The organism is Streptomyces sp. NPDC037013 (assembly GCF_055607265.1).
Map to the genome: position 1 here is coordinate 440,339 of NZ_JBVJRV010000002.1, position 19,454 is coordinate 459,792.

The 19,454-nt window shown below is 71.8% G+C and carries 21 protein-coding genes; 12 read left to right on the forward strand and 9 right to left on the reverse strand.

Going from position 1 to position 19,454, the window contains the following annotated elements; translation table 11 throughout:
- Window positions 1-108: 108 nt before the first annotated feature.
- The 7 genes from ACZ7DY_RS07135 to ACZ7DY_RS07165 all read left to right on the forward strand — a co-directional run bounded on the left by ACZ7DY_RS07135 (window position 109) and on the right by ACZ7DY_RS07165 (window position 7,075).
- On the forward strand, window positions 109-1,719 hold the full coding sequence (locus ACZ7DY_RS07135; RefSeq protein WP_471132374.1) for an ABC transporter ATP-binding protein: 1,611 nt from the start codon (window positions 109-111) through the stop codon (window positions 1,717-1,719).
- Window positions 1,716-2,855: an ABC transporter permease gene (locus ACZ7DY_RS07140; RefSeq protein ID WP_471131089.1), complete on the forward strand. Its 1,140-nt coding sequence runs from the start codon at window positions 1,716-1,718 to the stop codon at window positions 2,853-2,855. Before ACZ7DY_RS07135 ends, ACZ7DY_RS07140 begins: the two co-directional genes overlap by 4 nt.
- Window positions 2,852-4,114 carry an ABC transporter permease gene (locus tag ACZ7DY_RS07145; protein WP_471131091.1) on the forward strand — a complete coding sequence of 421 codons (1,263 nt, stop codon included), beginning with the start codon at window positions 2,852-2,854 and terminating at the stop codon, window positions 4,112-4,114. The genes ACZ7DY_RS07140 and ACZ7DY_RS07145 overlap by 4 nt, the downstream gene beginning before the upstream one ends.
- Window positions 4,111-4,512 (forward strand): cytidine deaminase, encoded by a 402-nt coding sequence (locus ACZ7DY_RS07150; protein WP_471131094.1) that lies wholly within the window; start codon window positions 4,111-4,113, stop codon window positions 4,510-4,512. The genes ACZ7DY_RS07145 and ACZ7DY_RS07150 overlap by 4 nt, the downstream gene beginning before the upstream one ends.
- Before the next feature lie 127 nt (window positions 4,513-4,639).
- Window positions 4,640-5,917 carry a thymidine phosphorylase gene (locus ACZ7DY_RS07155; protein ID WP_471131095.1) on the forward strand — a complete coding sequence of 426 codons (1,278 nt, stop codon included), beginning with the start codon at window positions 4,640-4,642 and terminating at the stop codon, window positions 5,915-5,917.
- Between the two features lie 126 nt (window positions 5,918-6,043).
- Window positions 6,044-6,628 carry a Uma2 family endonuclease gene (locus ACZ7DY_RS07160; protein WP_471131098.1) on the forward strand — a complete coding sequence of 195 codons (585 nt, stop codon included), beginning with the start codon at window positions 6,044-6,046 and terminating at the stop codon, window positions 6,626-6,628.
- A gap of 66 nt (window positions 6,629-6,694) precedes the next feature.
- Entirely contained in the window at window positions 6,695-7,075 is a 381-nt protein-coding gene (locus ACZ7DY_RS07165) for an STAS domain-containing protein (RefSeq protein ID WP_471131101.1), read from the forward strand.
- On the opposite strand, the gene ACZ7DY_RS07170 is transcribed toward ACZ7DY_RS07165, so the two are convergent.
- Together ACZ7DY_RS07170 and ACZ7DY_RS07175 are read right to left on the reverse strand one after the other, a co-directional pair.
- Complete coding sequence (locus tag ACZ7DY_RS07170; protein ID WP_471131103.1) at window positions 6,986-7,969, reverse strand: sigma-70 family RNA polymerase sigma factor; 984 nt, start codon at window positions 7,967-7,969, stop codon at window positions 6,986-6,988. The two genes, ACZ7DY_RS07165 and ACZ7DY_RS07170, sit on opposite strands and share 90 nt — an antisense overlap.
- A 138-nt stretch (window positions 7,970-8,107) precedes the next feature.
- A complete protein-coding gene (locus ACZ7DY_RS07175; RefSeq protein WP_471131106.1) occupies window positions 8,108-9,430 on the reverse strand; it encodes an MFS transporter in 1,323 nt (440 codons plus the stop codon).
- A 62-nt stretch (window positions 9,431-9,492) separates the two neighbouring features.
- Here ACZ7DY_RS07175 and ACZ7DY_RS07180 point away from each other — a divergent pair, with 62 nt between their 5' ends.
- Window positions 9,493-10,488, forward strand: a complete 996-nt coding sequence (locus ACZ7DY_RS07180; protein ID WP_471131108.1) for a LysR family transcriptional regulator — start codon at window positions 9,493-9,495, stop codon at window positions 10,486-10,488.
- A 21-nt stretch (window positions 10,489-10,509) separates the two neighbouring features.
- On the opposite strand, the gene ACZ7DY_RS07185 is transcribed toward ACZ7DY_RS07180, so the two are convergent.
- Complete coding sequence (locus tag ACZ7DY_RS07185; RefSeq protein WP_471131111.1) at window positions 10,510-11,271, reverse strand: alpha/beta hydrolase; 762 nt, start codon at window positions 11,269-11,271, stop codon at window positions 10,510-10,512.
- Window positions 11,272-11,373: 102 nt separating this feature from the next.
- Between ACZ7DY_RS07185 and ACZ7DY_RS07190 the strand changes: the two genes are divergently transcribed.
- A complete protein-coding gene (locus tag ACZ7DY_RS07190; RefSeq protein WP_471131114.1) occupies window positions 11,374-12,543 on the forward strand; it encodes an adenosine deaminase in 1,170 nt (389 codons plus the stop codon).
- A gap of 163 nt (window positions 12,544-12,706) precedes the next feature.
- The gene (locus tag ACZ7DY_RS07195; RefSeq protein WP_471131116.1) at window positions 12,707-13,072 is read left to right on the forward strand and encodes an ATP-binding protein; all 366 of its coding nucleotides are present in this window, start codon (window positions 12,707-12,709) and stop codon (window positions 13,070-13,072) included.
- Window positions 13,073-13,140: 68 nt separating this feature from the next.
- On the opposite strand, the gene ACZ7DY_RS07200 is transcribed toward ACZ7DY_RS07195, so the two are convergent.
- The 5 genes from ACZ7DY_RS07200 to afsQ1 form a co-directional block, all read right to left on the reverse strand.
- The gene (locus ACZ7DY_RS07200) at window positions 13,141-13,344 is read right to left on the reverse strand and encodes a PspC domain-containing protein (RefSeq protein WP_471131119.1); all 204 of its coding nucleotides are present in this window, start codon (window positions 13,342-13,344) and stop codon (window positions 13,141-13,143) included.
- A gap of 91 nt (window positions 13,345-13,435) precedes the next feature.
- A complete protein-coding gene (locus tag ACZ7DY_RS07205; RefSeq protein WP_471131121.1) occupies window positions 13,436-13,984 on the reverse strand; it encodes a VanZ family protein in 549 nt (182 codons plus the stop codon).
- A gap of 74 nt (window positions 13,985-14,058) precedes the next feature.
- Window positions 14,059-14,661, reverse strand: coding sequence for a hypothetical protein (locus ACZ7DY_RS07210; protein ID WP_471131123.1), 603 nt, complete (start codon window positions 14,659-14,661; stop codon window positions 14,059-14,061).
- Window positions 14,658-16,313 carry an ATP-binding protein gene (locus tag ACZ7DY_RS07215; protein ID WP_471131126.1) on the reverse strand — a complete coding sequence of 552 codons (1,656 nt, stop codon included), beginning with the start codon at window positions 16,311-16,313 and terminating at the stop codon, window positions 14,658-14,660. Before ACZ7DY_RS07215 ends, ACZ7DY_RS07210 begins: the two co-directional genes overlap by 4 nt.
- Complete coding sequence (afsQ1, locus tag ACZ7DY_RS07220) at window positions 16,211-16,888, reverse strand: two-component system response regulator AfsQ1 (RefSeq protein ID WP_030779097.1); 678 nt, start codon at window positions 16,886-16,888, stop codon at window positions 16,211-16,213. Before afsQ1 ends, ACZ7DY_RS07215 begins: the two co-directional genes overlap by 103 nt.
- A gap of 247 nt (window positions 16,889-17,135) precedes the next feature.
- Here afsQ1 and ACZ7DY_RS07225 point away from each other — a divergent pair, with 247 nt between their 5' ends.
- Window positions 17,136-17,888, forward strand: a complete 753-nt coding sequence (locus ACZ7DY_RS07225; RefSeq protein WP_471131127.1) for a SigE family RNA polymerase sigma factor — start codon at window positions 17,136-17,138, stop codon at window positions 17,886-17,888.
- 181 nt (window positions 17,889-18,069) lie between these two features.
- Here the strand turns inward: ACZ7DY_RS07225 and ACZ7DY_RS07230 are convergent, their stop codons facing one another.
- Window positions 18,070-18,711, reverse strand: a complete 642-nt coding sequence (locus ACZ7DY_RS07230; RefSeq protein ID WP_471131129.1) for a uridine kinase family protein — start codon at window positions 18,709-18,711, stop codon at window positions 18,070-18,072.
- 302 nt (window positions 18,712-19,013) lie between these two features.
- On the opposite strand from ACZ7DY_RS07230, the gene ACZ7DY_RS07235 reads away from it, so the two are divergent.
- Window positions 19,014-19,448, forward strand: coding sequence for a hypothetical protein (locus ACZ7DY_RS07235; protein WP_471131130.1), 435 nt, complete (start codon window positions 19,014-19,016; stop codon window positions 19,446-19,448).
- Window positions 19,449-19,454 lie beyond the last annotated feature (6 nt).

The following is a 19,454-nucleotide window of genomic DNA, read 5'->3' on the forward strand; positions in this document are numbered from 1 at the left end:
GGGACACTTCAGACCAGGGAAGTTCCCGGGAGCAGGGGCACTGCGCGCGTAGGCGGCCCCTTTCCCTCAGGCCCTTTTAGGCCTTCCGGCCCCCGAGGAGAGTGCGCCATCGACGCGTCCACCAGCCCTCCGCCCACCGACAAGGCGTCGAACCGCCCCGGTGGCACCGCCGTTGAGCTCAGCGGCATCACCAAGCGCTTCCCGGGCGTCGTGGCCAACCACGACATCCACCTGACCGTCCACAAGGGCACCGTGCACGCCCTCGTCGGCGAGAACGGCGCGGGCAAGTCGACCCTGATGAAGATCCTCTACGGCATGCAGAAGCCGGACGAGGGAACCATCGCCGTCGACGGCGAGCAGGTCGCCTTCAACAGCCCCGCCGACGCCATCGCCCGCGGCATCGGTATGGTCCACCAGCACTTCATGCTCGCCGACCAGCTCACCGTCCTGGAGAACATCGTTCTCGGCAGCGAGAAGCTGCACGGGATCGGCGGCGCGGCCCGTCGCAAGATCGCCGAGATCTCCGAGCGTTACGGCCTCGGGGTGCGCCCCGACGCGTACGTGGAGGACCTCGGCGTCGCCGACCGGCAGCGCGTGGAGATCCTCAAGGTCCTCTACCGCGGCGCCACCACGCTGATCCTCGACGAGCCCACGGCCGTCCTCGTGCCGCAGGAGGTCGACGCGCTCTTCGACAACCTCCGCGAGCTCAAGTCCGAGGGCCTCTCCGTCATCTTCATCTCCCACAAGCTGGGCGAAGTCCTCTCCGTCGCCGACGACATCACCGTCATCCGGCGCGGCACGACGGTCGGCACGGCGATCCCCTCCGAGACGACGCCGCGCCAGCTCGCCGAGCTGATGGTCGGCAGCGAGCTGCCCACCCCCGAGACGGCGGAGTCGACGGTCACCGACCGGCCGATGATCCAGGTCGAGGGCCTCAAGCTGCTCGCCGGGGGCGACTCGGGCCGCGCGCTGCTCGACGACATCTCCTTCACCATCCACGAGGGCGAGGTCCTCGGCATCGCGGGCGTCGAGGGCAACGGCCAGACCGAGCTGATCGACGCGCTCATCGGCCTCAAGCACGCCGACTCCGGCGTGATCCGCATGGCCGGCGAGGACATCACCGCCGTCCCCACCCGCAAGCGCCGCGAGGACGGCATCGGTTACATCCCCGAGGACCGCCACCGCCACGGCCTCCTCCTGGAGTCCCCGCTGTGGGAGAACCGCATCCTCGGCCACGTCACCGAGAAGCCCAACGCGCGCGGCTTCTGGCTCGACCCCAAGGCCGCGCAGGCCGACACCCGCCGCATCGTCGAGCAGTACGACGTCCGTACGCCCGGCATCGACGTGACGGCGGCCTCGCTCTCCGGCGGCAACCAGCAGAAGCTGATCGTCGGCCGCGAGATGAGCCACCGGCCGCGCTTCCTGATCGCCGCCCACCCCACCCGCGGTGTGGACGTCGGCGCGCAGGCGCAGATCTGGGACCAGATCCGCGAGGCGCGCCGCGAGGGTCTCGCCGTCCTGCTGATCTCCGCGGACCTGGACGAGCTGATCGGCCTCTCCGACACCCTGCGCGTCATCTACCGCGGCCGGCTCGTCGCGGACGCCGACCCGGCCACCATCACGCCGGAGGAGCTGGGGTCGGCGATGACGGGCGCCGCCTCCGGTCACCTGGAACACCCCGAGTCCGGTGACGCCATCGAGGAGAACGAGACCCGATGAAGAAGTTCGACAAGGAGCGGGTGCTCCTCGCGGTGGCCGGACCGGTCATCGCCCTGATCGTGGCCGTGGCGCTGACCTCGGTCGTGCTGCTGGCGTCGGGCAAGAGCCCGATCGAGCCGTACACCCTCATGCTGGAGCAGATCTCCTATTCCGACGTGCAGGTCCTGACCATCAACCAGGCCGGCATGTACTACCTGGCCGCGCTCGCGGTGGCCATCGGCTTCCGCATGAACCTGTTCAACATCGGCGTGGACGGCCAGTACCGTCTCGCCGCGATGATCACCGCGGTCGTCGGCGCGCACATCGCGCTCCCGGCCCCCCTGCAGATCCCGCTGCTCATGGCGGTCGCCATGCTCACCGGTGCCTTCTGGGCCGGCATCGCGGGCCTGCTGAAGACCACCCGCGGGGTCAGCGAGGTGGTCGCCACGATCATGCTCAACTCCATCGCGACGAGCGTCATCGGCTACCTCACCCTCACCGACAACTTCGGCGTCCCGGTCGGCAACAACCAGACCACCGGCGTGATGGAGAAGTCCGGCTGGTTCCCCGGCATCAAGCTGGCGGGCGGCGAGGTCTACGGCTTCGTCTTCATCGCCGTCCTCGCCGGCGTCCTGTACTGGCTGGTCCTCAACCGCACCCGCTTCGGCTTCGACCTGCGCGCCACCGGCGCCTCCGAGTCGGCCGCCGCGGCCTCCGGCGTGAACGCCAGGCGCATGGTGCTCACGGCCATGCTGATCTCCGGCGGCGTCGCGGGCCTCTCGGGCCTGCCGATCCTGCTCGGCGACACCCACACCTACAGTCTCAGCTTCCCCGCCGGCCTCGGCTTCACCGCCATCGGCATCGCGCTGCTCGGCCGCAACAACCCCGTCGGCATCGCGCTCGCCGCGCTGCTGTGGGCCTTCCTCGACAAGGCCTCGCCCGCCCTGGACTACGCCACCCCGGTCGCGTACGACAAGGAGATCGCGGTGATCATGCAGGGCCTCATCGTGATCGCGGTCGTCGTCTCCTCCGAGTCCGTACGCCGCTGGGGCCTGCGCCGCCAGCAGCGGCGCGTCGGTGAGGAACTGGCCGCCGCCGCCCGGGCGAACGGCAACAACGGCAACAACGACTCCGTGAAGGAGGTGGCTGCCCGATGAGCACGGCAACCGTCGCCAAGCCCCCGGCCAAGCAGCCCGCGCCGGGCCGCCGCCGCGTCTCGCTCCCCGTCCTCCTGCTGATCATCGCGGGTGTCCTGGTGCTGACCTCCGTGGTCCGCATCGTCACCGGCGCCGACGGCATCACGTCCACCGGACAGATGTCGACGGCCCTCAAGCTCGCCGTGCCGATCGGCCTCGCCGGCCTCGGCGGCCTGTGGGCCGAGCGCGCGGGTGTCGTCAACATCGGCCTCGAGGGCATGCTGATCCTCGGCACCTGGTTCGGCGCCTGGGCCGGCTTCCAGTGGGGCCCGTGGGTGGGCGTCCTCTTCGGCATCCTCGGCGGCGCCCTCGGCGGCCTGCTGCACGCCATCGTGACGGTCACCTTCAACGTCAACCACATCGTCTCCGGTGTGGCCCTGAACATCCTCGCCCTGGGCGTCACGCGCTACCTCGCGACGTTCGCCTTCGAGGGCGAGGAGGGCGGTACGTCGAAGCAGTCGCCGCCCGTCGAATCCCTCGGGGACTTCTCCGTGCCGGGCCTCTCCGACTGGCTGATGGACCTCAACGGCAAGCACTGGTTCCTCGTCTCCGACCTCGCGGGCCTGCTCGGCGGTCTCTTCACCAACCTGTCGCCGCTCACCGTGGTCGCCGTCGCGATGGTGCCGCTGAGCTGGTGGGTGCTCTGGCGCACCTCGTTCGGCCTGCGCCTGCGCTCCTGCGGCGAGAACCCGATCGCGGCCGAGTCCCTCGGCGTCAACGTCTACAAGTACAAGTACCTGGCCGTGGTCATCTCCGGCGGACTCGCCGGTCTCGGCGGCGCGTTCCTCTCGCTTGTCGCCTCCAACATCTACCTGGAGGGTCAGACCGGCGGCCGCGGCTACATCGGCCTCGCCGCGATGATCTTCGGCAACTGGATGCCGGGCGGACTCGCGCTCGGTGCCGGCCTGTTCGGTTACACCGACAGCCTGAAGCTCCGGGGCGGCGGCACCAACGTCCACGCGCTCCTGCTGCTCCTGGCGATCCTGCTGGTCATCGGCGCGGCGTACCTCGCCTGGCGCAAGCGGTACGTGCCCGCGGTGATCACCGCGGCCGTCTCCGCGCTGATGTTCCTGTGGTACGGCTTGACCGACGAGGTGCCCAACCAGGTCGTCACCGCCACCCCGTACGTGGTGACCCTGCTGGTCCTCTCGCTCTCCGCCCAGCGGCTGCGGATGCCGAAGGCGGACGGAATGCCGTACCGAAGGGGACAGGGCAAGTGACGTACATCGCCGCCGACGCCGACTGGGACGCCCTGCGGGAAGCCGCGCGCGAGGCCATGTCCCGCGCGTACGCCCCCTATTCGGGGTTCCCGGTCGGCGCGGCGGCCCTGGTCGACGACGGCAGGACGGTCTCCGGCTGCAACGTGGAGAACGCCTCCTACGGCCTCGGCCTGTGCGCCGAGTGCGGCCTCGTCTCCCAGCTCCAGCTGACCGGCGGCGGCCGCCTCACGCACTTCACCTGCGTGGACGGCAAGGGCGAGATCCTGATGCCGTGCGGCCGCTGCCGCCAGCTCCTGTACGAGTTCGGGGGCGCGGAGCTGCTCCTGGAGACGTCGTCGGGCGTGCGGACGCTGGGCGACATGCTGCCGGACGCGTTCGGACCGCAGCACCTCAACTGACCGCGGGCCCCGTGCCCTTGGGATCTTCCGGTCCCGGGCGCGGGGCCGCCTTCATCTCCCGGCTCTATGCGCGTAGAGTCGCGGTATATCCACCTACGTACGCCGTTGTACTGCCGGAAGGACCGCCATGGACGTCATCTCTGTCATCCGCACCAAGCGCGACCGGGGCGAGCTCAGCGACGAGCAGATCGACTGGGTCATCGACGCCTACACCCGCGGCGCCGTCGCCGACGAGCAGATGTCGTCCCTCGCGATGGCGATCCTGCTCAACGGCATGAACCGCAAGGAGATCGCCCGCTGGACCGCCGCGATGATCGCGTCCGGCGAGCGCATGGACTTCTCCTCGCTCTCCCGCCCCACCGCCGACAAGCACTCCACGGGCGGCGTCGGCGACAAGATCACGCTGCCGCTCGCCCCGCTGGTCGCCGCCTGCGGCGCGGCCGTCCCGCAGCTGTCGGGCCGCGGCCTCGGCCACACCGGCGGCACCCTCGACAAGCTGGAGGCCATCCCCGGCTGGCGCGCGCTGCTCTCCAACGAGGAGATGCTGAACGTGCTCGAAGGCGTCGGCTCGGTGATCTGCGCGGCCGGTGACGGCCTGGCCCCCGCCGACAAGAAGCTCTACGCGCTGCGCGACGTCACCGGCACGGTCGAGGCGATCCCGCTGATCGCCTCCTCCATCATGTCGAAGAAGATCGCCGAGGGCACCGGCTCGCTCGTCCTGGACGTGAAGGTCGGCACCGGCGCCTTCATGAAGAACCTCGACGACGCCCGCGAACTCGCCTCCACCATGGTCGAGCTGGGCACGGACAGCGGCGTCCGTACGGTGGCCCTGCTCACGGACATGTCGACGCCGCTCGGCCTGACGGCGGGCAACGCGCTGGAGGTCCGCGAGTCGGTCGAGGTCCTCGCGGGCGGCGGCCCGGCCGACGTCGTCGAGCTGACCCTCGCGCTGGCCCGCGAGATGCTGGACGCGGCGGGCCTGAAGGACGCCGACCCCGCGAAGGCCCTCGCCGACGGCTCCGCGATGGACGTGTGGCGCCGCATGATCGCGGCCCAGGGCGGCGACCCGGACGCGGCGCTCCCGGTGGCCCGCGAGACCCACGTGGTCAAGGCCCCCGCGTCCGGCGTCCTGACCCGCCTCGACGCATACGACGTCGGCGTCGCCGCGTGGCGTCTCGGCGCGGGCCGCGCCCGCAAGGAGGACGTGGTCCAGGCGGGCGCGGGCGTGGAACTCCACGCCAAGCCGGGCGACTCCGTCGAGGCGGGCGCACCCCTGATGACCCTGCACACGAACACCCCGGACCGCTTCGCCTACGCGCTGGAGTCGGTGGAGGGCTCGTACGACATCGCTCCGGCGGGCACGGACTTCACGCCGGGGGCGATCGTGCTGGACCGGATCGGCTAGCGGCTCGGGCCTCCGGGCGGCGGGCTCTGGCCAGGGCTTACTCGTACGGGTGAACGGGATCGGTGGACCGCCGCCGGTCCCGTTCGGCATGCTGGGATCGGTGACGTACCGGCAGAGGAGACCGCCATGAGCGCACTCACCGCCAGCCACGAGCCCGGCCAGGACTGGGAAGCCCTTCTCCGGTTCCGGGAGGAGATGACGTGGCCCGAGGGCAGCAAGGTGGAGATCATCGAAGGGGTCATCACCGTGTCGCCCAGCCCGTCGAACAACCACAATGAGATCGCCGAGTTGATCCATCGGCAGCTGGGCGCGATCCCTTTCGAGCTCGGCATCTACCACGAGCAGTCAATCCTCGTGCCGTCGCGCGAAGGTGCCTACATTCCTGATCTGGTGGTCGCGCCACGAGCGGAAGTGGTGGGCAAGGGCGAACAGGACATCCCTGCCGCTGCCGCCGAACTGGTCCTTGAGGTCACGTCTCAGTCCAATGCCGGCCATGACCGCATCGGCAAGGCCGCAGGCTACGCGGCCGGTGGGGTGCCCCTCTATCTGCTGGCCGACCGCTGGGCCCCCGACGGCCCCACCGTCACCCTCTACGGCGAACCCCGGAGCGGCGTCTACCGCGTTCTGCGCGCCTGCAAGTTCGGGGAGCCCATCGCGCTTCCCGCCCCCTTCTCCCTGGAGATCGACACCAGCGCCTTCCCCGTGGACTGACGCGAGCAGGTCACACCCCGGGCGCGCTCACCGATGAGTTCCGCCCGCCCCGCCGGTCCACCCTGCGTGGTCGATTCTCGAGAGCACCTCATCCGCGTCGTCGGGCCCCTGCGTCCCGAAGACGTGCCGTCCATGTGCGAGCAGGTGGCCGCCGCCCGGCACGGGCCCGGGAGCGGTCCGGTGGCCGACGTCGTCTGTGACCTCTCCGCCGTCACCACCGCCGACCTCGCCACCGTCGACGCCATCGCCCGGCTGCACCTCGCCGCCCGCAGAGCCGGGTACCGGATCCGGCTCAGGGACCCCGCCCCGGCCCTGCTCGCCCTCCTCGGGCTGGTCGGTCTGGTGGAACTCCTCGGATCAGCCGTCGAGATGGGGGGCGAGGCCGAAGAGCGGGAACCACCGCTCGGTGTCCAGGAAACAGTGGAAGCCGGCGATCCGGCCCCCTGAGATCTCGATGACCTGGATCGCCCAGGGCGCGTACCCGCCGTTGTCCGGGTCGGGCTTGTAGTGCGCGAAGCCCGGGGTGCCGTTCACCTGGACCGGGAAGAGACGGCTGTCGGCGCACCCCGCGCCCATCGTGGTCATGAAGCCCGTGATGTCCTCGGTGCCGCGCAGCCACAGGTCGAACGGCGGCATCGTCATGACGGCGTCCTCGGCGAGCAGCGCAGTGAGCGCCGTCATGTCATAGCCCTCGAAGGCGGCGACATAGCGGTCCAGGAGCTTCTGCTGCTCCTCGTCCAGCGGATCGGAGACGGCCGTGTCGTCCTCCGGCCGCTCGGCGAGGGTGGCGCGGGCCCGCTGCAGCGCGCTGTTCACCGAGGCGACGGAGGTGTCGATCAGCTCGGCGACCTCGCTCGCCTTCCACGCGAGGACCTCGCGCAGGATCAGCACCGCCCGCTGCTTGGGCGGCAGCGACTGCAGGGCCGCGACGAACGCAAGCCGCACCGACTCCTTGGCGACCGCGGCCTCGGCGGGGTCGGCGGGCGTCGGCAGCACCCGGGCGTCCGGCACCGGCTCCAGCCAGGTGTTGTCCGGGCGCGGGTTGAGCGCGGCCCGGGCCAGCGGGGCGGCGGCCGTCAGGTCCATGGGGCGGGCGCGGCGGTTGCCCGCCTTCAGCATGTCCAGGCAGACGTTGGTCGCGATGCGGTACAGCCAGGAGCGGACGCTGGAGCGGCCCTCGAACTTCTCGAAGCTGCGCCAGGCCCGCACCATCGTGTCCTGCACGGCGTCCTCGGCCTCGAAGGCCGAGCCCAGCATCCGATAGCAGTACCCGGTCAGCTCGACCCGGTGCTTCTCCAGCGTGACGTCCAGCTCGGCCGTCGTCCCTGCGCTGTCGCTCATCCCCACCCACCCCTGGCATTTCCGGGAAGGGCCCGATGTGAGGCCCAACACATCGGAAGCTACCGCAGCCCACTGACAACGGCCCCCGGAGTCGACGAATCCGCAGGTGAAACAGGGGGTACCCCGGGGGAGCCCCTCTCAGCGGGGCGCCGCGACCAGCCCGCGCCGCTCCCGCGTCCGCGCCACGTGCGAGCCCCACACCGTCACCGAGACGACGCCGAGCACGGCGAGGATGCCGAGGCCCACGGTCCCGGCCCAGCCCCCGGCGTGGAAGGCGACCGCGCCGAGCGTGCCGCCCGCGCTGGAGCCCAGGTAGTAGGCGGACTGGTAGAGCGCGGATGCCTGCGCCCGCCCCTGTGTGGCCGTACGGCTCACCGAGGAGGAGGCGACCGCGTGTCCCGCGAAGAACCCGGCGGTGATCAGCACCAGCCCGAGCAGGACCGGGGCCAGCGAGGAGGAGAGGGAGAGCAGCAGCCCGCCGGCGGTCGTGCTCACCGCCAGGTACAGCGCGCCGCGCCGCCCGAGCCGGCCCACCAGCTTCCCCGCGGCCGCCGACGACACCGTGCCGACGAGATAGACCAGGAAGATCGAGCCGATGATGCCCTGCGGAAGGGAGAACGGCGCCTCGGTGAGGCGGTAGCCGATCACCGTGTAGACCGCGCCGAAGACGGTCATGAACAGCGCGCCGATCGCGTACAGCCTGCACAGCAGCGGGTTCGAAAGGTGCGTACGGACCGTACGGGCAAGGGACTTGGGGCTGAGCGGGCCCGGGGTGAAGTGCCGCGGCGCGGGCAGCAGCACGCGGAAGGCGACCGCGCAGAGCACCGCGACGATCCCCACCACGCCGACCGCCGCGCGCCAGCCCCAGGCCTGCGCGGCCCAGCCGGTGACGATGCGCCCGCTCATGCCGCCGATCGAATTGCCCGCGACGAACATCCCGATCGCGGCGACCAGTGCCTTGGGCCGCACCTCTTCGGCGAGGAACGCCATCGCGGACGCGGGCAGCCCGGCGAGGGCCGCCCCCTGCACGGTGCGCAGCGCGATCAGCACATCCACCGAGGGGGCGAACGGGACGACGAGCCCCACGGCGACGGCGACGGCGAGCGAGGCGGTCATCACCGCGCGCCGCCCGAAGCGCTCACTGAGCGCGCTCAGCGGCAGGACGAAGAGGGCCAGTGCGCCCGTGGCGCCCGACACCGTCCAGCTCGCCGTGCTCGCGCTCACGCCGAAGTCCGCGGAGACGAGCGGCAGGAGGGCCTGCGTGGAGTAGAGGAGGGCGAAGGTGGCGACACCCGCGAGGAAGAGCGCGAGGCTCATCCGGCGGTAGCCGGGCCCGCCGGGCGTCATCCGGGAGTCGGCGGCGGCAGGGGAGGAGCCGGCGGCCGGGGAGGAGGGGGCGGGGGACGACGGGGCGGGGGCGACCGCATGGGTGGCGGACGCCCCGCTACTGGCGGGAGGCATGCCACGAACGTAGGACCTTCCTTTTGATGCGTCCAATGCTTGGAAACCCCATAATCGTTCCCGTGGAGCATCAACAGAGGTCAGGGCCGCGGCTGTCACAGAACAGTGACGCGGAGGACATCGTGGCGCTGCTCGCGCCCCGCCTCGCGTACTTCGCCGGGGCCGCCCGCACCGAACACGTGACGCGCGCAGCCCAGCAGCTGCGCATCCCCCAGTCGACGCTCTCCCGCGCGCTCGTCCGGCTCGAACGCGACCTCGGCGTCGACCTGTTCGCCCGCCGCGGCCGTACCGTCTCGCTGACACCGGCGGGCCGCACCTTCCTCGCCTCCGTCGAGCGCGCCCTCGGCGAGGTGGAGCGCGCCGCCGAGTCGGTGCGCGCGGACGCCGACCCGGAGTCCGGCAAGGTCGCCTTCGGCTTCCTGCACACCATGGGCTCGGAGACGGTCCCCGGCCTGCTCCGCGCCTTCCGCGCCGACCATCCGCGCGTACGGTTCAGCCTCGTCCAGAACTACGGCGAGGCGATGATCGAGCGGCTGCGCGCGGGCGAGCTGGACCTCTGCCTCACCTCACCCGTCCCCGACGCCCCCGACCTGGTCGCCCGCCGCCTGGACGAGCAGCGGCTGCGCCTGGTGGTCCCCGACGACCACCGCCTGGCGTCCCGCAAACGGGTCCGGCTCGTGGAGGCGGCCGAGGAGGCCTTCGTGACGCTGGAACCCGGGTACGGCCTGCGCCGGATCACCGACGACCTCTGCCGGGACGCGGGCTTCAAGCCGCGCGTCGCCTTCGAGGGCGAGGAGGCGGAGACGCTGCGCGGCTTGGTCGCCGCGGGTCTCGGGGTCGCCCTGCTGCCGCCGCCGGCGGTGCCGCGGCCGGGGGTCGTGGAGCTCACGGTGACGGGGCAGCGGGCGGTCCGGGAGATCGGCGTGGCATGGCTGGACGGCCACCCCGACACCCCGCCGGTCGCCGCGTTCAAGGCGTTCCTGCTCAGCAGGAAGGGGAATCTGCTGACGGGGGTGGGGATGGGCATGGGGGCGGGGGTGGGTCCGTCCGGCGACTGAGGCCCGGCCGTCCGGACGCGGTCAGCGCAAGGACTTGCCGAAGCCGGCGGCCAGCGGCATGCGGAGCCCCAGCGGCGGCGGTGCCGCCAGCGCGTCCTCCAGAGGCCGGGCGAAGTCCGTCCCGAACAACGTGCCCATCACGAAGTCCGAGGCGAGCGCGAACACTTCCGACTGGTGCTGGTGCAGCCGGTGCCCGTCGGAGTGCACCTCGAACCGGCACACGTCACGGTTGGCCTTCTTCGCCCGCTCCGCGAGCCGGAACGACAGCTCGGGATCGGTCCGCTCGTCGTTCGTGCCGTGCACGATGAGCACCCGCCGCCCCGCGAGCTGCTTCACCGGCTCCGGCGGCGCGGCCACGTCCTCCTCGGGCAGCCAAGGCGCCAGCGCCAGCACTGAATTGACCGCGTCGTGGCCGCCCGCGCGCAGCGCCGCCCGGCCGCCCATGTCCACTCCGGCCAGACAGACCGGGACGTCGCCGTAGAGACGTACGATCTCGTCCACGGCCCAGGCCGTGTCGTGGGCGAGCTGGGCCTGCGCGCCGTTCCAGCCCCGGCAGCGGTAGTGCACGACATGGGTGGCGAGCCCCGCCGCGCGGCCGTCGTGGGCCAGTCTGCGGCCCAGCGCCCGCACCGAGGCGCCCGCCAGCGGCGAGGGCCTGCGGGTGGAGGTCTCGGTGCCGCCGGGCAGCAGCAGCACCGCTCCGCTCACCGCCGAGGGCGCCGCGCCGATCGCGCGCCCGAGCCTGGCCGCGTCCGCCGGCCCCGCGGTCCGTTGCTGTGCCATGACAGAACAGTGTCAGAAGGCGCGGTGTACGCCACCCGTCCGCAGGGTCACTGTTACGTATCGACCAGTGAGTTCTACGCGCGTAGGCGCTAGAGTGCCGAAATGACGAGCCAGACACACACGACCGGTCACACGGACCGTGAAACACCCAGCGCCGAACAGATCCGCCGCGCCCCCAAGGTGCTCCTGCACGACCACCTCGACGGCGGCCTGCGCCCCGGCACGATCGTCGACCTCGCCCGGGAGAACGGCTACGAGGGCCTGCCCGAGACCGACCCCGACAAGCTCGGGATCTGGTTCCGCGAGGCGGCCGACTCCGGCTCCCTCGAGCGCTACCTGGAGACCTTCGCCCACACCTGCGCGGTGATGCAGACGAAGGACGCCCTCAAGCGCGTCGCCGCCGAGTGCGCCGAGGACCTCGCCGAGGACGGCGTCGTCTACGCCGAGATCCGGTACGCCCCCGAGCAGCACCTGGAGCAGGGCCTCACCCTCGAAGAGGTCGTCGAGGCGGTCAACGAGGGCTTCCGCGAGGGCGAGCGCCGCGCGAAGGCGAACGGCCACCGCATCCGGGTCGGCGCGCTGCTCACCGCCATGCGGCACGCCGCCCGCGCCCTGGAGATCGCCGAACTCGCCAACCGCTACCGCGACTTCGGCGTCGTCGGCTTCGACATCGCGGGCGCGGAGGCGGGCTTCCCTCCCACCCGCCACCTCGACGCCTTCGAGTTCCTCAAGCGTGAGAACAACCACTTCACGATCCACGCGGGCGAGGCCTTCGGCCTGCCGTCGATCTGGCAGGCCCTGCAGTGGTGCGGCGCCGACCGCCTCGGCCACGGCGTGCGCATCATCGACGACATCGAGGTCGCCGAGGACGGCTCCGTGAAGCTCGGTCGCCTCGCCAGCTACGTACGGGACAAGCGCATCCCCCTGGAGATGTGCCCCAGCTCCAACCTCCAGACCGGCGCCGCCACCTCCTACGCCGAGCACCCCATCGGCCTGCTGCGCAAGCTGCACTTCCGCGCGACGGTGAACACCGACAACCGCCTGATGTCCGGCACCAGCATGAGCCGCGAATTCGAGCACCTGGTCGGCACGTTCGGCTACACGCTCGACGACATGCAGTGGTTCACGGTCAATGCGATGAAATCAGCATTCATTCCTTTCGATGAACGACTGGCGATGATCAGTGACGTGATCAAGCCCGGCTACGCCGAGCTGAAGTCCGAGTGGCTGTTCCGTCAGACCGTCTCGACCAGCACTTCTGCCGGGAACTGACGACCTGCGTCCCGCTGTGCGTGACGCGTCGGCGGCCGGGAGCCTCGCCTCCCGGCCGCTTTCGTCTGCCCGCCGCCCGTGATCGGGGCTGCTTCCGGTCGTTGAACCGTGCACACCCCCCTTTCGCAAGCACAGCCGCAAAAGACGCAAGGACGCATTGAAGATGAAGCAGTCTGCCGCCAAGACCCTCGGTGTCGCCGCTCTCGGCGCCGCCTTCGCCGCCGCCGGAGCCGGTGCCGCCGACGCGGCCCCCGCCGTCGCCGACCCCGCGGCCGCCCTGGGCCCCGTCTCCTCGGTGCTGCCCGCCGGCGGTCTCGCCGGCGCCACCGAGTCCCTGGCCGCCGGGCAGAACGCCCTCGGCAGCGGCCTGCAGGCCACCAAGCCCCTGGTCGGCAAGGCCGCCCCCGACGCCGTCGGCCACAAGGCGGCTGCCCGCCCCAAGCCCACCGGCCCCACCTCCCCGGTCTCGGGCCTGCTCGGCGGACTGCCCCTGGGCGGCACCGGCATCAACGGCCTGCCGCTCGGCTGACCCGCCACCGCACACGCCGATGGGGCGCCCCCGACTCGGGGGCGCCCCATCGCGTCGTCACGCCGCGGTCACCAGGCCTGGCGGGCGGCCTTGCTCTCCGAGGGCAGCAGGATCCACAGCGCGATGTAGAGCAGGAACTGCGGACCGGGCAGCAGACACGAGACGACGAAGATCACGCGCATCGTCGACGCGGAGGTGCCGAAGCGCCGGGCCAGGGCTGCGCACACTCCGCCGATCATCCGGCCGTGGGTGGGGCGGGCAAGGGCGGTCATGTCGGGCTCCTTCGCGAACCGTCGGTGCGAGGCCTCTCTCCGGGCCCCGATACTTCGACCGTACGTCCACGAAGCGGGGCAAAGCATCGATCTACGGTGCGATACCGACCCTGGGAATCGTCGGGGTCGACCCCTGAGACGCGTCCTCCCGCAGGAGGGCCGTCCGGTGCTCCCCGTCCCTGCCGCGCCGCAGCCGGCCCCGGACCGCGGGCACTATCGCCAGGTGGGCGACGGCCACCCCGAGGGTGTTCAGGAGCAGCGAGTCGATGTCGACGACCTGGCCGGGGACCCCGGTCTGCAGCAGCTCGATGCCGAGCGAGAGCAGTGCTCCGGCGGCGACCGTGCGTACCAGCGAACCCCACGGCGAGACCAGCAGCCGGCCGCCGGCCAGCGGAAGCAGCACCCCCAGCGGGGCGAGCAGCAGCACGCTCTCGCCGATCCGGCGGGCCGCCTGGAGGCCGCCCAGCGCCAGATCCGCCTTGATCCCGGCGAGTGGCCGCAGATTCGCGGCGCTCACCCAGGGGACGTCCAGCGGACGCAGCGTGATCCACCCGACGAGCAGGAGATGTGCGACGAGGAGGAATCCCCCCGCCGCACGGAAGCGGATGGCGGCAACGTGGCCGCCCGAGCCTTGACGCACGCCCCCCAAGACGCCAGAGGCGGCAGGATCGGTTCCGCGCACCCGGTGACGGCTGTCCCGGCCGGTCCCGCCCGCTAGTCGACGGTGTGGGCGGGCGGTGCCACGGTTCCGGGGCGGGAGCGGACCTCCGGCGTGCACTCGTAGCGCCGCAGCGGGCTGTCGCCGGGGCCGCCGAGGACCACGGCCTGGCCGTCCGACGCGGCGTTGTCGGCGAGCGTGCACACGATCTGCGCCAGCGCGAACGCCGACAGGCGCTCCGGCGGCGCGCTGAAACGCAGCGCGTCCTCCGGGTCGCCCTTCCGCGGCCCGGTGACGGTGGTGCCGCCGCGGACGTCCGTGGCGAACCCGGCCTGCTTCTCCGGCTCCGACGGCGGCGCGGCCAGCTCGTCGAGGAGCGCCTGGGCGATGCGGACCCGGTCGGTGGTCGCCTTGTCCGTACGGATCTGGAGGTTCCGGTCGACGTTGACCAGCTGGGCGGCGCAGACCAGGAACACCTCCACCGGCACCCCGCCGCCCGCCCGCGAGGCGATGCCCGAGCCCGAAAGCACGCACGGCACCCGGGACGGCGCCGCGCCGTAGTCGGTCGGCACCTCGGTGGACCTGATCCCGCACCCGGCGAGCACCGCGGTGAGGGCCGCCGCGGCGGCCGCGGCACGGATGCTCCGTCGCCCGCTCATGCCTCGCCCCCTTCGGCGCCGTCGTCCCCGGCCCCGTCGACGCCCTCGCCGTCGCGCGGCAGCCACAGCGTGAAGACGGCGCCGCCCTCGTCGGAGTTGGCGGCGGTGATCTCGCCGCCGTGGATGTGCGCGTTCTCCAGGGCGATGGAGAGGCCGAGGCCGCTGCCCTCGGAGCGCGGCCGGGAGGCGCTCGCCTTGTAGAAGCGGTCGAAGACGTGCGGCAGCACCTCTTCCGGGATGCCCGGACCGTGGTCGCGTACGGAGATGACCAGCTTCGCGTCCTCCAGCCGCACCGACACCTCCACGGGAGAGCCGCCGTGCTTCAGGGCGTTGCCGATGAGGTTGGCGAGGATCACGTCGAGGCGGCGCGGGTCGAGCCGGACCATGATGCCCCGCTCGGCGTCCAGGTCGACCGCGTCGAGCCAGGCGCGCGCGTCGATGCACGCGGTGATCTGGTCGGCGATGTCGACGTCGTCGAGGACGAGGCGTGCGGTGCCCGCGTCGAAGCGGGTGACCTCCATGAGGTTCTCCACCAGGTCGTTCAGGCGGCGGGTCTCGCTCACCACAAGGCGTACGGCGGGCTCGATCATCGGGTCCACCGAGCCGGTCTCCGCGTCCAGCTCCTCCTCCAGGACCTCCGTCACGGCGGTGATGGCGGTCAGCGGGGTGCGCAGCTCGTGCGACATGTCGGCGACGAAGCGCCGTGACGCCTCGTCGCGGGCGCTCATGTCGGCGACCTTCTTCTCCAGGTTCTCGGCGGTCCTGTTGAACGTACGGGAGAGATCCGCGAGTTCATCGGTGCCGGAGACCCGCAGCCGCGTGTCGAGCTTGCCCTCGCCAAGCCGCCGCGCCGCCACCCCCAGCCGGTGCACGGGCTTCAGCACGGTCGTCGCCGCGGCCTGCGCGAGCAGCGCGGAGCCGATCAGGGCGAGCCCCGTCGCGATGGCCAGGGACCAGCCCAGCGAGCTGAGGTCCTTCGCCTCCGGTTCCAGGGACTTGAGCATGTAACCCGTCGGGCCGCCGCCGATCACCGTGGCGCCGCCCACCAGGTACGGGGTGCCGTGGTCGGCGATCCGCTGCCAGTACAGGTGGTAGGGGCTCTTGTTGCCGGAGGTGAGCGGCTGCTTGTCGTTCACCGCCTTCTGCAGCGGAGGCGGCACCTTGGCGAGCGTGAAGGCGTCCAGGTCGGAGTAGCCGACGATCTGCCCGCCGCCCTTCTTCTCGGCGACGAGGAGCACGCTGTAGCGCTGACTGCTGTTGGCCATCTGCTCGGCGGCGGACTGCAGTTCGTCCTGCGACGGGTCGGCGGGCAGCGCGCCGGCCCGGCTCTGCATCTGCTGCCGGAAGTCCTTGAGCGCCGCGTCCTGGGCGCGCGTCAGCACGGCCTCGCGGTTGAGCCAGTACGCGATGCCGGACGCGGAGACCGCGGCGGTCAGCGCCACCAGGCCGAACACCACGACGAGCCGCAGCCGCAGACTCGTGAAGCGCAGACCCGCCAGTATCGCCTTGCGCGCCGCGGCCCAGCCGCGGAGCTTGTCCTGCGGTTTGGTCACTGAGGGGTGTCCAGCCGGTATCCGACGCCGCGCACCGTACGGATGAGGGTCGGCGACGAGGGCACGTCCTCGACCTTGGCGCGCAGCCGCTGCACGCACGCGTCGACGAGCCGCGAGTCACCGAGGTAGTCGTGCTCCCACACCAGACGCAGCAACTGCTGCCGCGACAGCGCCTGGCCGGGCCTGCGGCTCAGCTCCAGGAGCAGCCGCAGCTCGGTCGGGGTCAGCTGGAGGTCCTCGCCGTTCTTCGTCACGGTCATCGCGGCGCGGTCGATGACGAGCGAACCGAAGGTCGCCGCGTCGTTGGCCTCGCGCTCGCCGCGCCGCAGCACGGCCCGGATCCGGGCGTCCAGGACCCGCCCCTGCACGGGTTTGACGACGTAGTCGTCGGCGCCGGACTCGAGCCCCACGACGACGTCGATGTCGTCGCTGCGCGCGGTCAGCAGGATGATCGGCAGCTGGTCGGTGCGCCGGATGCGCCGGCACACCTCGAACCCGTCGATGCCCGGCAGCATCACATCCAGCACGATCAGGTCCGGCCGCTGCTCTCCGAGCAGCTTCAGGCCGTCCTCGCCGGTGGCAGCAGTGGCCACCCGGTGCCCCTGGCGCGTGAGCGAAAGCTCCAGGGCCGTCCGGATGGCGTCGTCGTCCTCGATCAGCAACAGGGAAGGCACGGACGTCATTCTGTCCCATGTCACGGCCCCAGTACGACTGCTGGCCCTTCCCCGGCCCCTCAAAGAGCAGGTAGGCGCCCGCACCCACACGTGACCTTCACAGGTGGAAGACCTCACGGACCCCTGTGACAGGCCTGTGACAGTCGGCGGACACCGTCATGAAGTCGCTCGGGCAGAGTTCTGGTCATACGCAAGAAGCACGGAAGCAAGACGGAACAGGCCGGACTCCACCGACGGGGGGCGCGAGATGAATACGCTGCACAGCACCAGCTCAAGCGCAGTTGTCACGCGTCTCCACGACGTCGGGCGGGGCTCTGAGAAGTCCGGTGCCGTGAGCGGGCGGGGGTGCGCTCGCGGCGCCGGACGTCAGCACACCGCGATCATGACGGTGGTTGACGCGTTCCAGGGGAGCCACGGGGGAAACGAGGCTCACGGGGGAGCGGCGTACGGGGAGGGCTCGGGGGAGCGGAAGTCCCTGTCGGAGGCGGAGTTCACCGCCTACGTCCAGGAACGACGTGCCTCTCTGTACGCGACCGCCTACCACCTGACCGGTGACCGCTTCGAGGCCGAGGACCTGCTGCAGAGCGCCCTCTTCTCGACGTACCGGGCCTGGGACAGGATCAGCGACAAGGCCGCGGTCGGGGGCTACCTCCGCCGCACCATGACCAATCTGCACATCAGCGCGTGGCGCCGCCGCAAGCTGAACGAGTACCCGACCGAGGAGCTGCCGGAGACGGTGGGCGACACGGACGCGATGCGCGGCACCGAGCTGCGCGCCGTGCTGTGGCAGGCCCTGGCCCGGCTGCCCGAACTCCAGCGCACGATGCTGGTCCTCCGTTACTACGAGGGCCGCACCGACCCGGAGATCGCGGACATCCTCGACATCAGCGTGGGCACGGTGAAGTCCAGCATCTGGCGGTCGCTCCGCCGGCTGCGCGAGGACGACGTCCTCAGCTTCGGCCGTGACCAGGAGGAATCCTTCGGCGAGTTGGTCGCCTGAGGATCGGGGGAGCACGGGGGGCGCCGCTCCGGGGGGACGCGGCGCGAGCACGGGGGAACGCAGGGGGGAAACACGGGGGCATCAAGTAGCGGGACCGGAAGGCCGGGGGGTCTTTCCGGTCCTTCTGCTTTTCCGGCCGCTTTCGCGCTCCGGTCCGCTCGTATGGCTGCCCCTGTCCCCGCTACGAGGCGGCCTCGACCCGCGCCTTCACGCACCGGCCCGCGGCGGCCGCGGCGAGGCGGCCCAACGCCTCCTCCTTGCCGCAGGGGTGCGCGCCCAGCGCGGTCTGGCGGCTCACGATGGCGCGCTCGTCCCGCATCAGCCGCCACCCCCGCCGCAGCAGGAACGGCACGGACTTGCGGCCCTCGCGCAGATCCCGCAGCAGCCGCCGCCGGAACGTCGTCGAGGGCCGGCCCCGCAGGCAGATCGCGTCGGCGAGCACACCGAGTTCGCGGCACCTCTCCACGATGTCGGCGGCGAAGATGCCCTCCGCGATGAAGAGCGGGGTGCGCTCGATGTCCAGCGACTCCTGGCCGACGCGCGAGCTGGTCGCGATGTCGTACACCGGCACCATCGTGCGGCCGGTGCGGCACAGCCGCTCGATGGCGGCGACCGCCACGTCCGCGTCCCAGGAGTCCGCGGAGTCCCAGTCGATGTCCGAACTGCCCGGGACCAGCGGCAACGTGGGGTCGCCCGCCTCCTTGTAGAAGTCGTCCAGGCAGAGCACGGGCAGTCCCGAGCGGGCGGCGAAGGAGGACTTGCCCGAGCCGGAGGGGCCCGCGAGCAGCACGACGCGGGTCGGTATCGGGGGATGGGAACCCAATTCTGTGAACCTCTTCACCTGGGGTGGACCGCATCTCCCGACACGGCTCGTCAGCGTGGACGGAAGTCATTATCAACCGAGCCGCGCAGGGTGCCCAGCCCCGGTGCCGCCGTGCGTGACGGGGGCCGGCCCCCGGATGCGCCGCCGCCATTCGGGGGACGCCATGCGGCCGTTCGGCCATCGGGTGGGCCCCGATCGGCCGGACCCGTCGGGCGAGTCGGCCTTTGGTCCCCGAGACGTCACTCAACTACGCTACGTGCTCGGTCGATTACCGGAACGACGCACGGATGTGGGCGGTACCCATGGCACGACACTCGGCAGACAAGTCCAAGTCCCCCCGGCCCGCCGCGCGCGCACTGCTGCGGGCCGGTCTCACCGTCACGGCCGCGGGCGCCGCCCTCGGGGTGGGCGGCGCGGGTGTCGCCGGCGCGGTGGAGCCGGCCCCGACGGTGGCCCCCGTCGCCACGCCGCTCGGCGACGTCGACGCGGGCACGCCGCTCAAGGCGCTGGGGCTTGCCCTGCACCACTCGACGGAGGGAGGCCTCGGCCCGGTCAAGAACCTCCAGCTCGACCCGCTGGCCAACACCAGCGCCGACCCGCTCGACAACACCCTCGGCACGCAGGTGGCGGACTTCAAGCCGGTCAGCACGGCCTTCGCCACCGGCCCGCTGGCCCGCGGCGGCACCCTGTCCGACCTGCCCGCGGTGGGCCAGGTGGCGGCCCTGCTGCCGGGCTAGCCGGCC

Bases quoted from the DNA above. Each gene is read 5' to 3' on its own strand.
- ACZ7DY_RS07140 (WP_471131089.1), top strand. From the start codon at position 1,716: ATGAAGAAGTTCGACAAGGAGCGGGTGCTCCTCGCGGTGGCCGGACCG.
- ACZ7DY_RS07145 (WP_471131091.1), top strand. From the start codon at position 2,852: ATGAGCACGGCAACCGTCGCCAAGCCCCCGGCCAAGCAGCCCGCGCCG.
- ACZ7DY_RS07155 (WP_471131095.1), top strand. From the start codon at position 4,640: ATGGACGTCATCTCTGTCATCCGCACCAAGCGCGACCGGGGCGAGCTC.
- ACZ7DY_RS07160 (WP_471131098.1), top strand. From the start codon at position 6,044: ATGAGCGCACTCACCGCCAGCCACGAGCCCGGCCAGGACTGGGAAGCC.
- ACZ7DY_RS07170 (WP_471131103.1), bottom strand. From the start codon at position 7,969: ATGAGCGACAGCGCAGGGACGACGGCCGAGCTGGACGTCACGCTGGAG.
- ACZ7DY_RS07175 (WP_471131106.1), bottom strand. From the start codon at position 9,430: ATGCCTCCCGCCAGTAGCGGGGCGTCCGCCACCCATGCGGTCGCCCCC.
- ACZ7DY_RS07185 (WP_471131111.1), bottom strand. From the start codon at position 11,271: ATGGCACAGCAACGGACCGCGGGGCCGGCGGACGCGGCCAGGCTCGGG.
- ACZ7DY_RS07190 (WP_471131114.1), top strand. From the start codon at position 11,374: ATGACGAGCCAGACACACACGACCGGTCACACGGACCGTGAAACACCC.
- ACZ7DY_RS07195 (WP_471131116.1), top strand. From the start codon at position 12,707: ATGAAGCAGTCTGCCGCCAAGACCCTCGGTGTCGCCGCTCTCGGCGCC.
- ACZ7DY_RS07200 (WP_471131119.1), bottom strand. From the start codon at position 13,344: ATGACCGCCCTTGCCCGCCCCACCCACGGCCGGATGATCGGCGGAGTG.
- ACZ7DY_RS07210 (WP_471131123.1), bottom strand. From the start codon at position 14,661: ATGAGCGGGCGACGGAGCATCCGTGCCGCGGCCGCCGCGGCGGCCCTC.
- ACZ7DY_RS07225 (WP_471131127.1), top strand. From the start codon at position 17,136: ATGAATACGCTGCACAGCACCAGCTCAAGCGCAGTTGTCACGCGTCTC.
- ACZ7DY_RS07235 (WP_471131130.1), top strand. From the start codon at position 19,014: ATGGCACGACACTCGGCAGACAAGTCCAAGTCCCCCCGGCCCGCCGCG.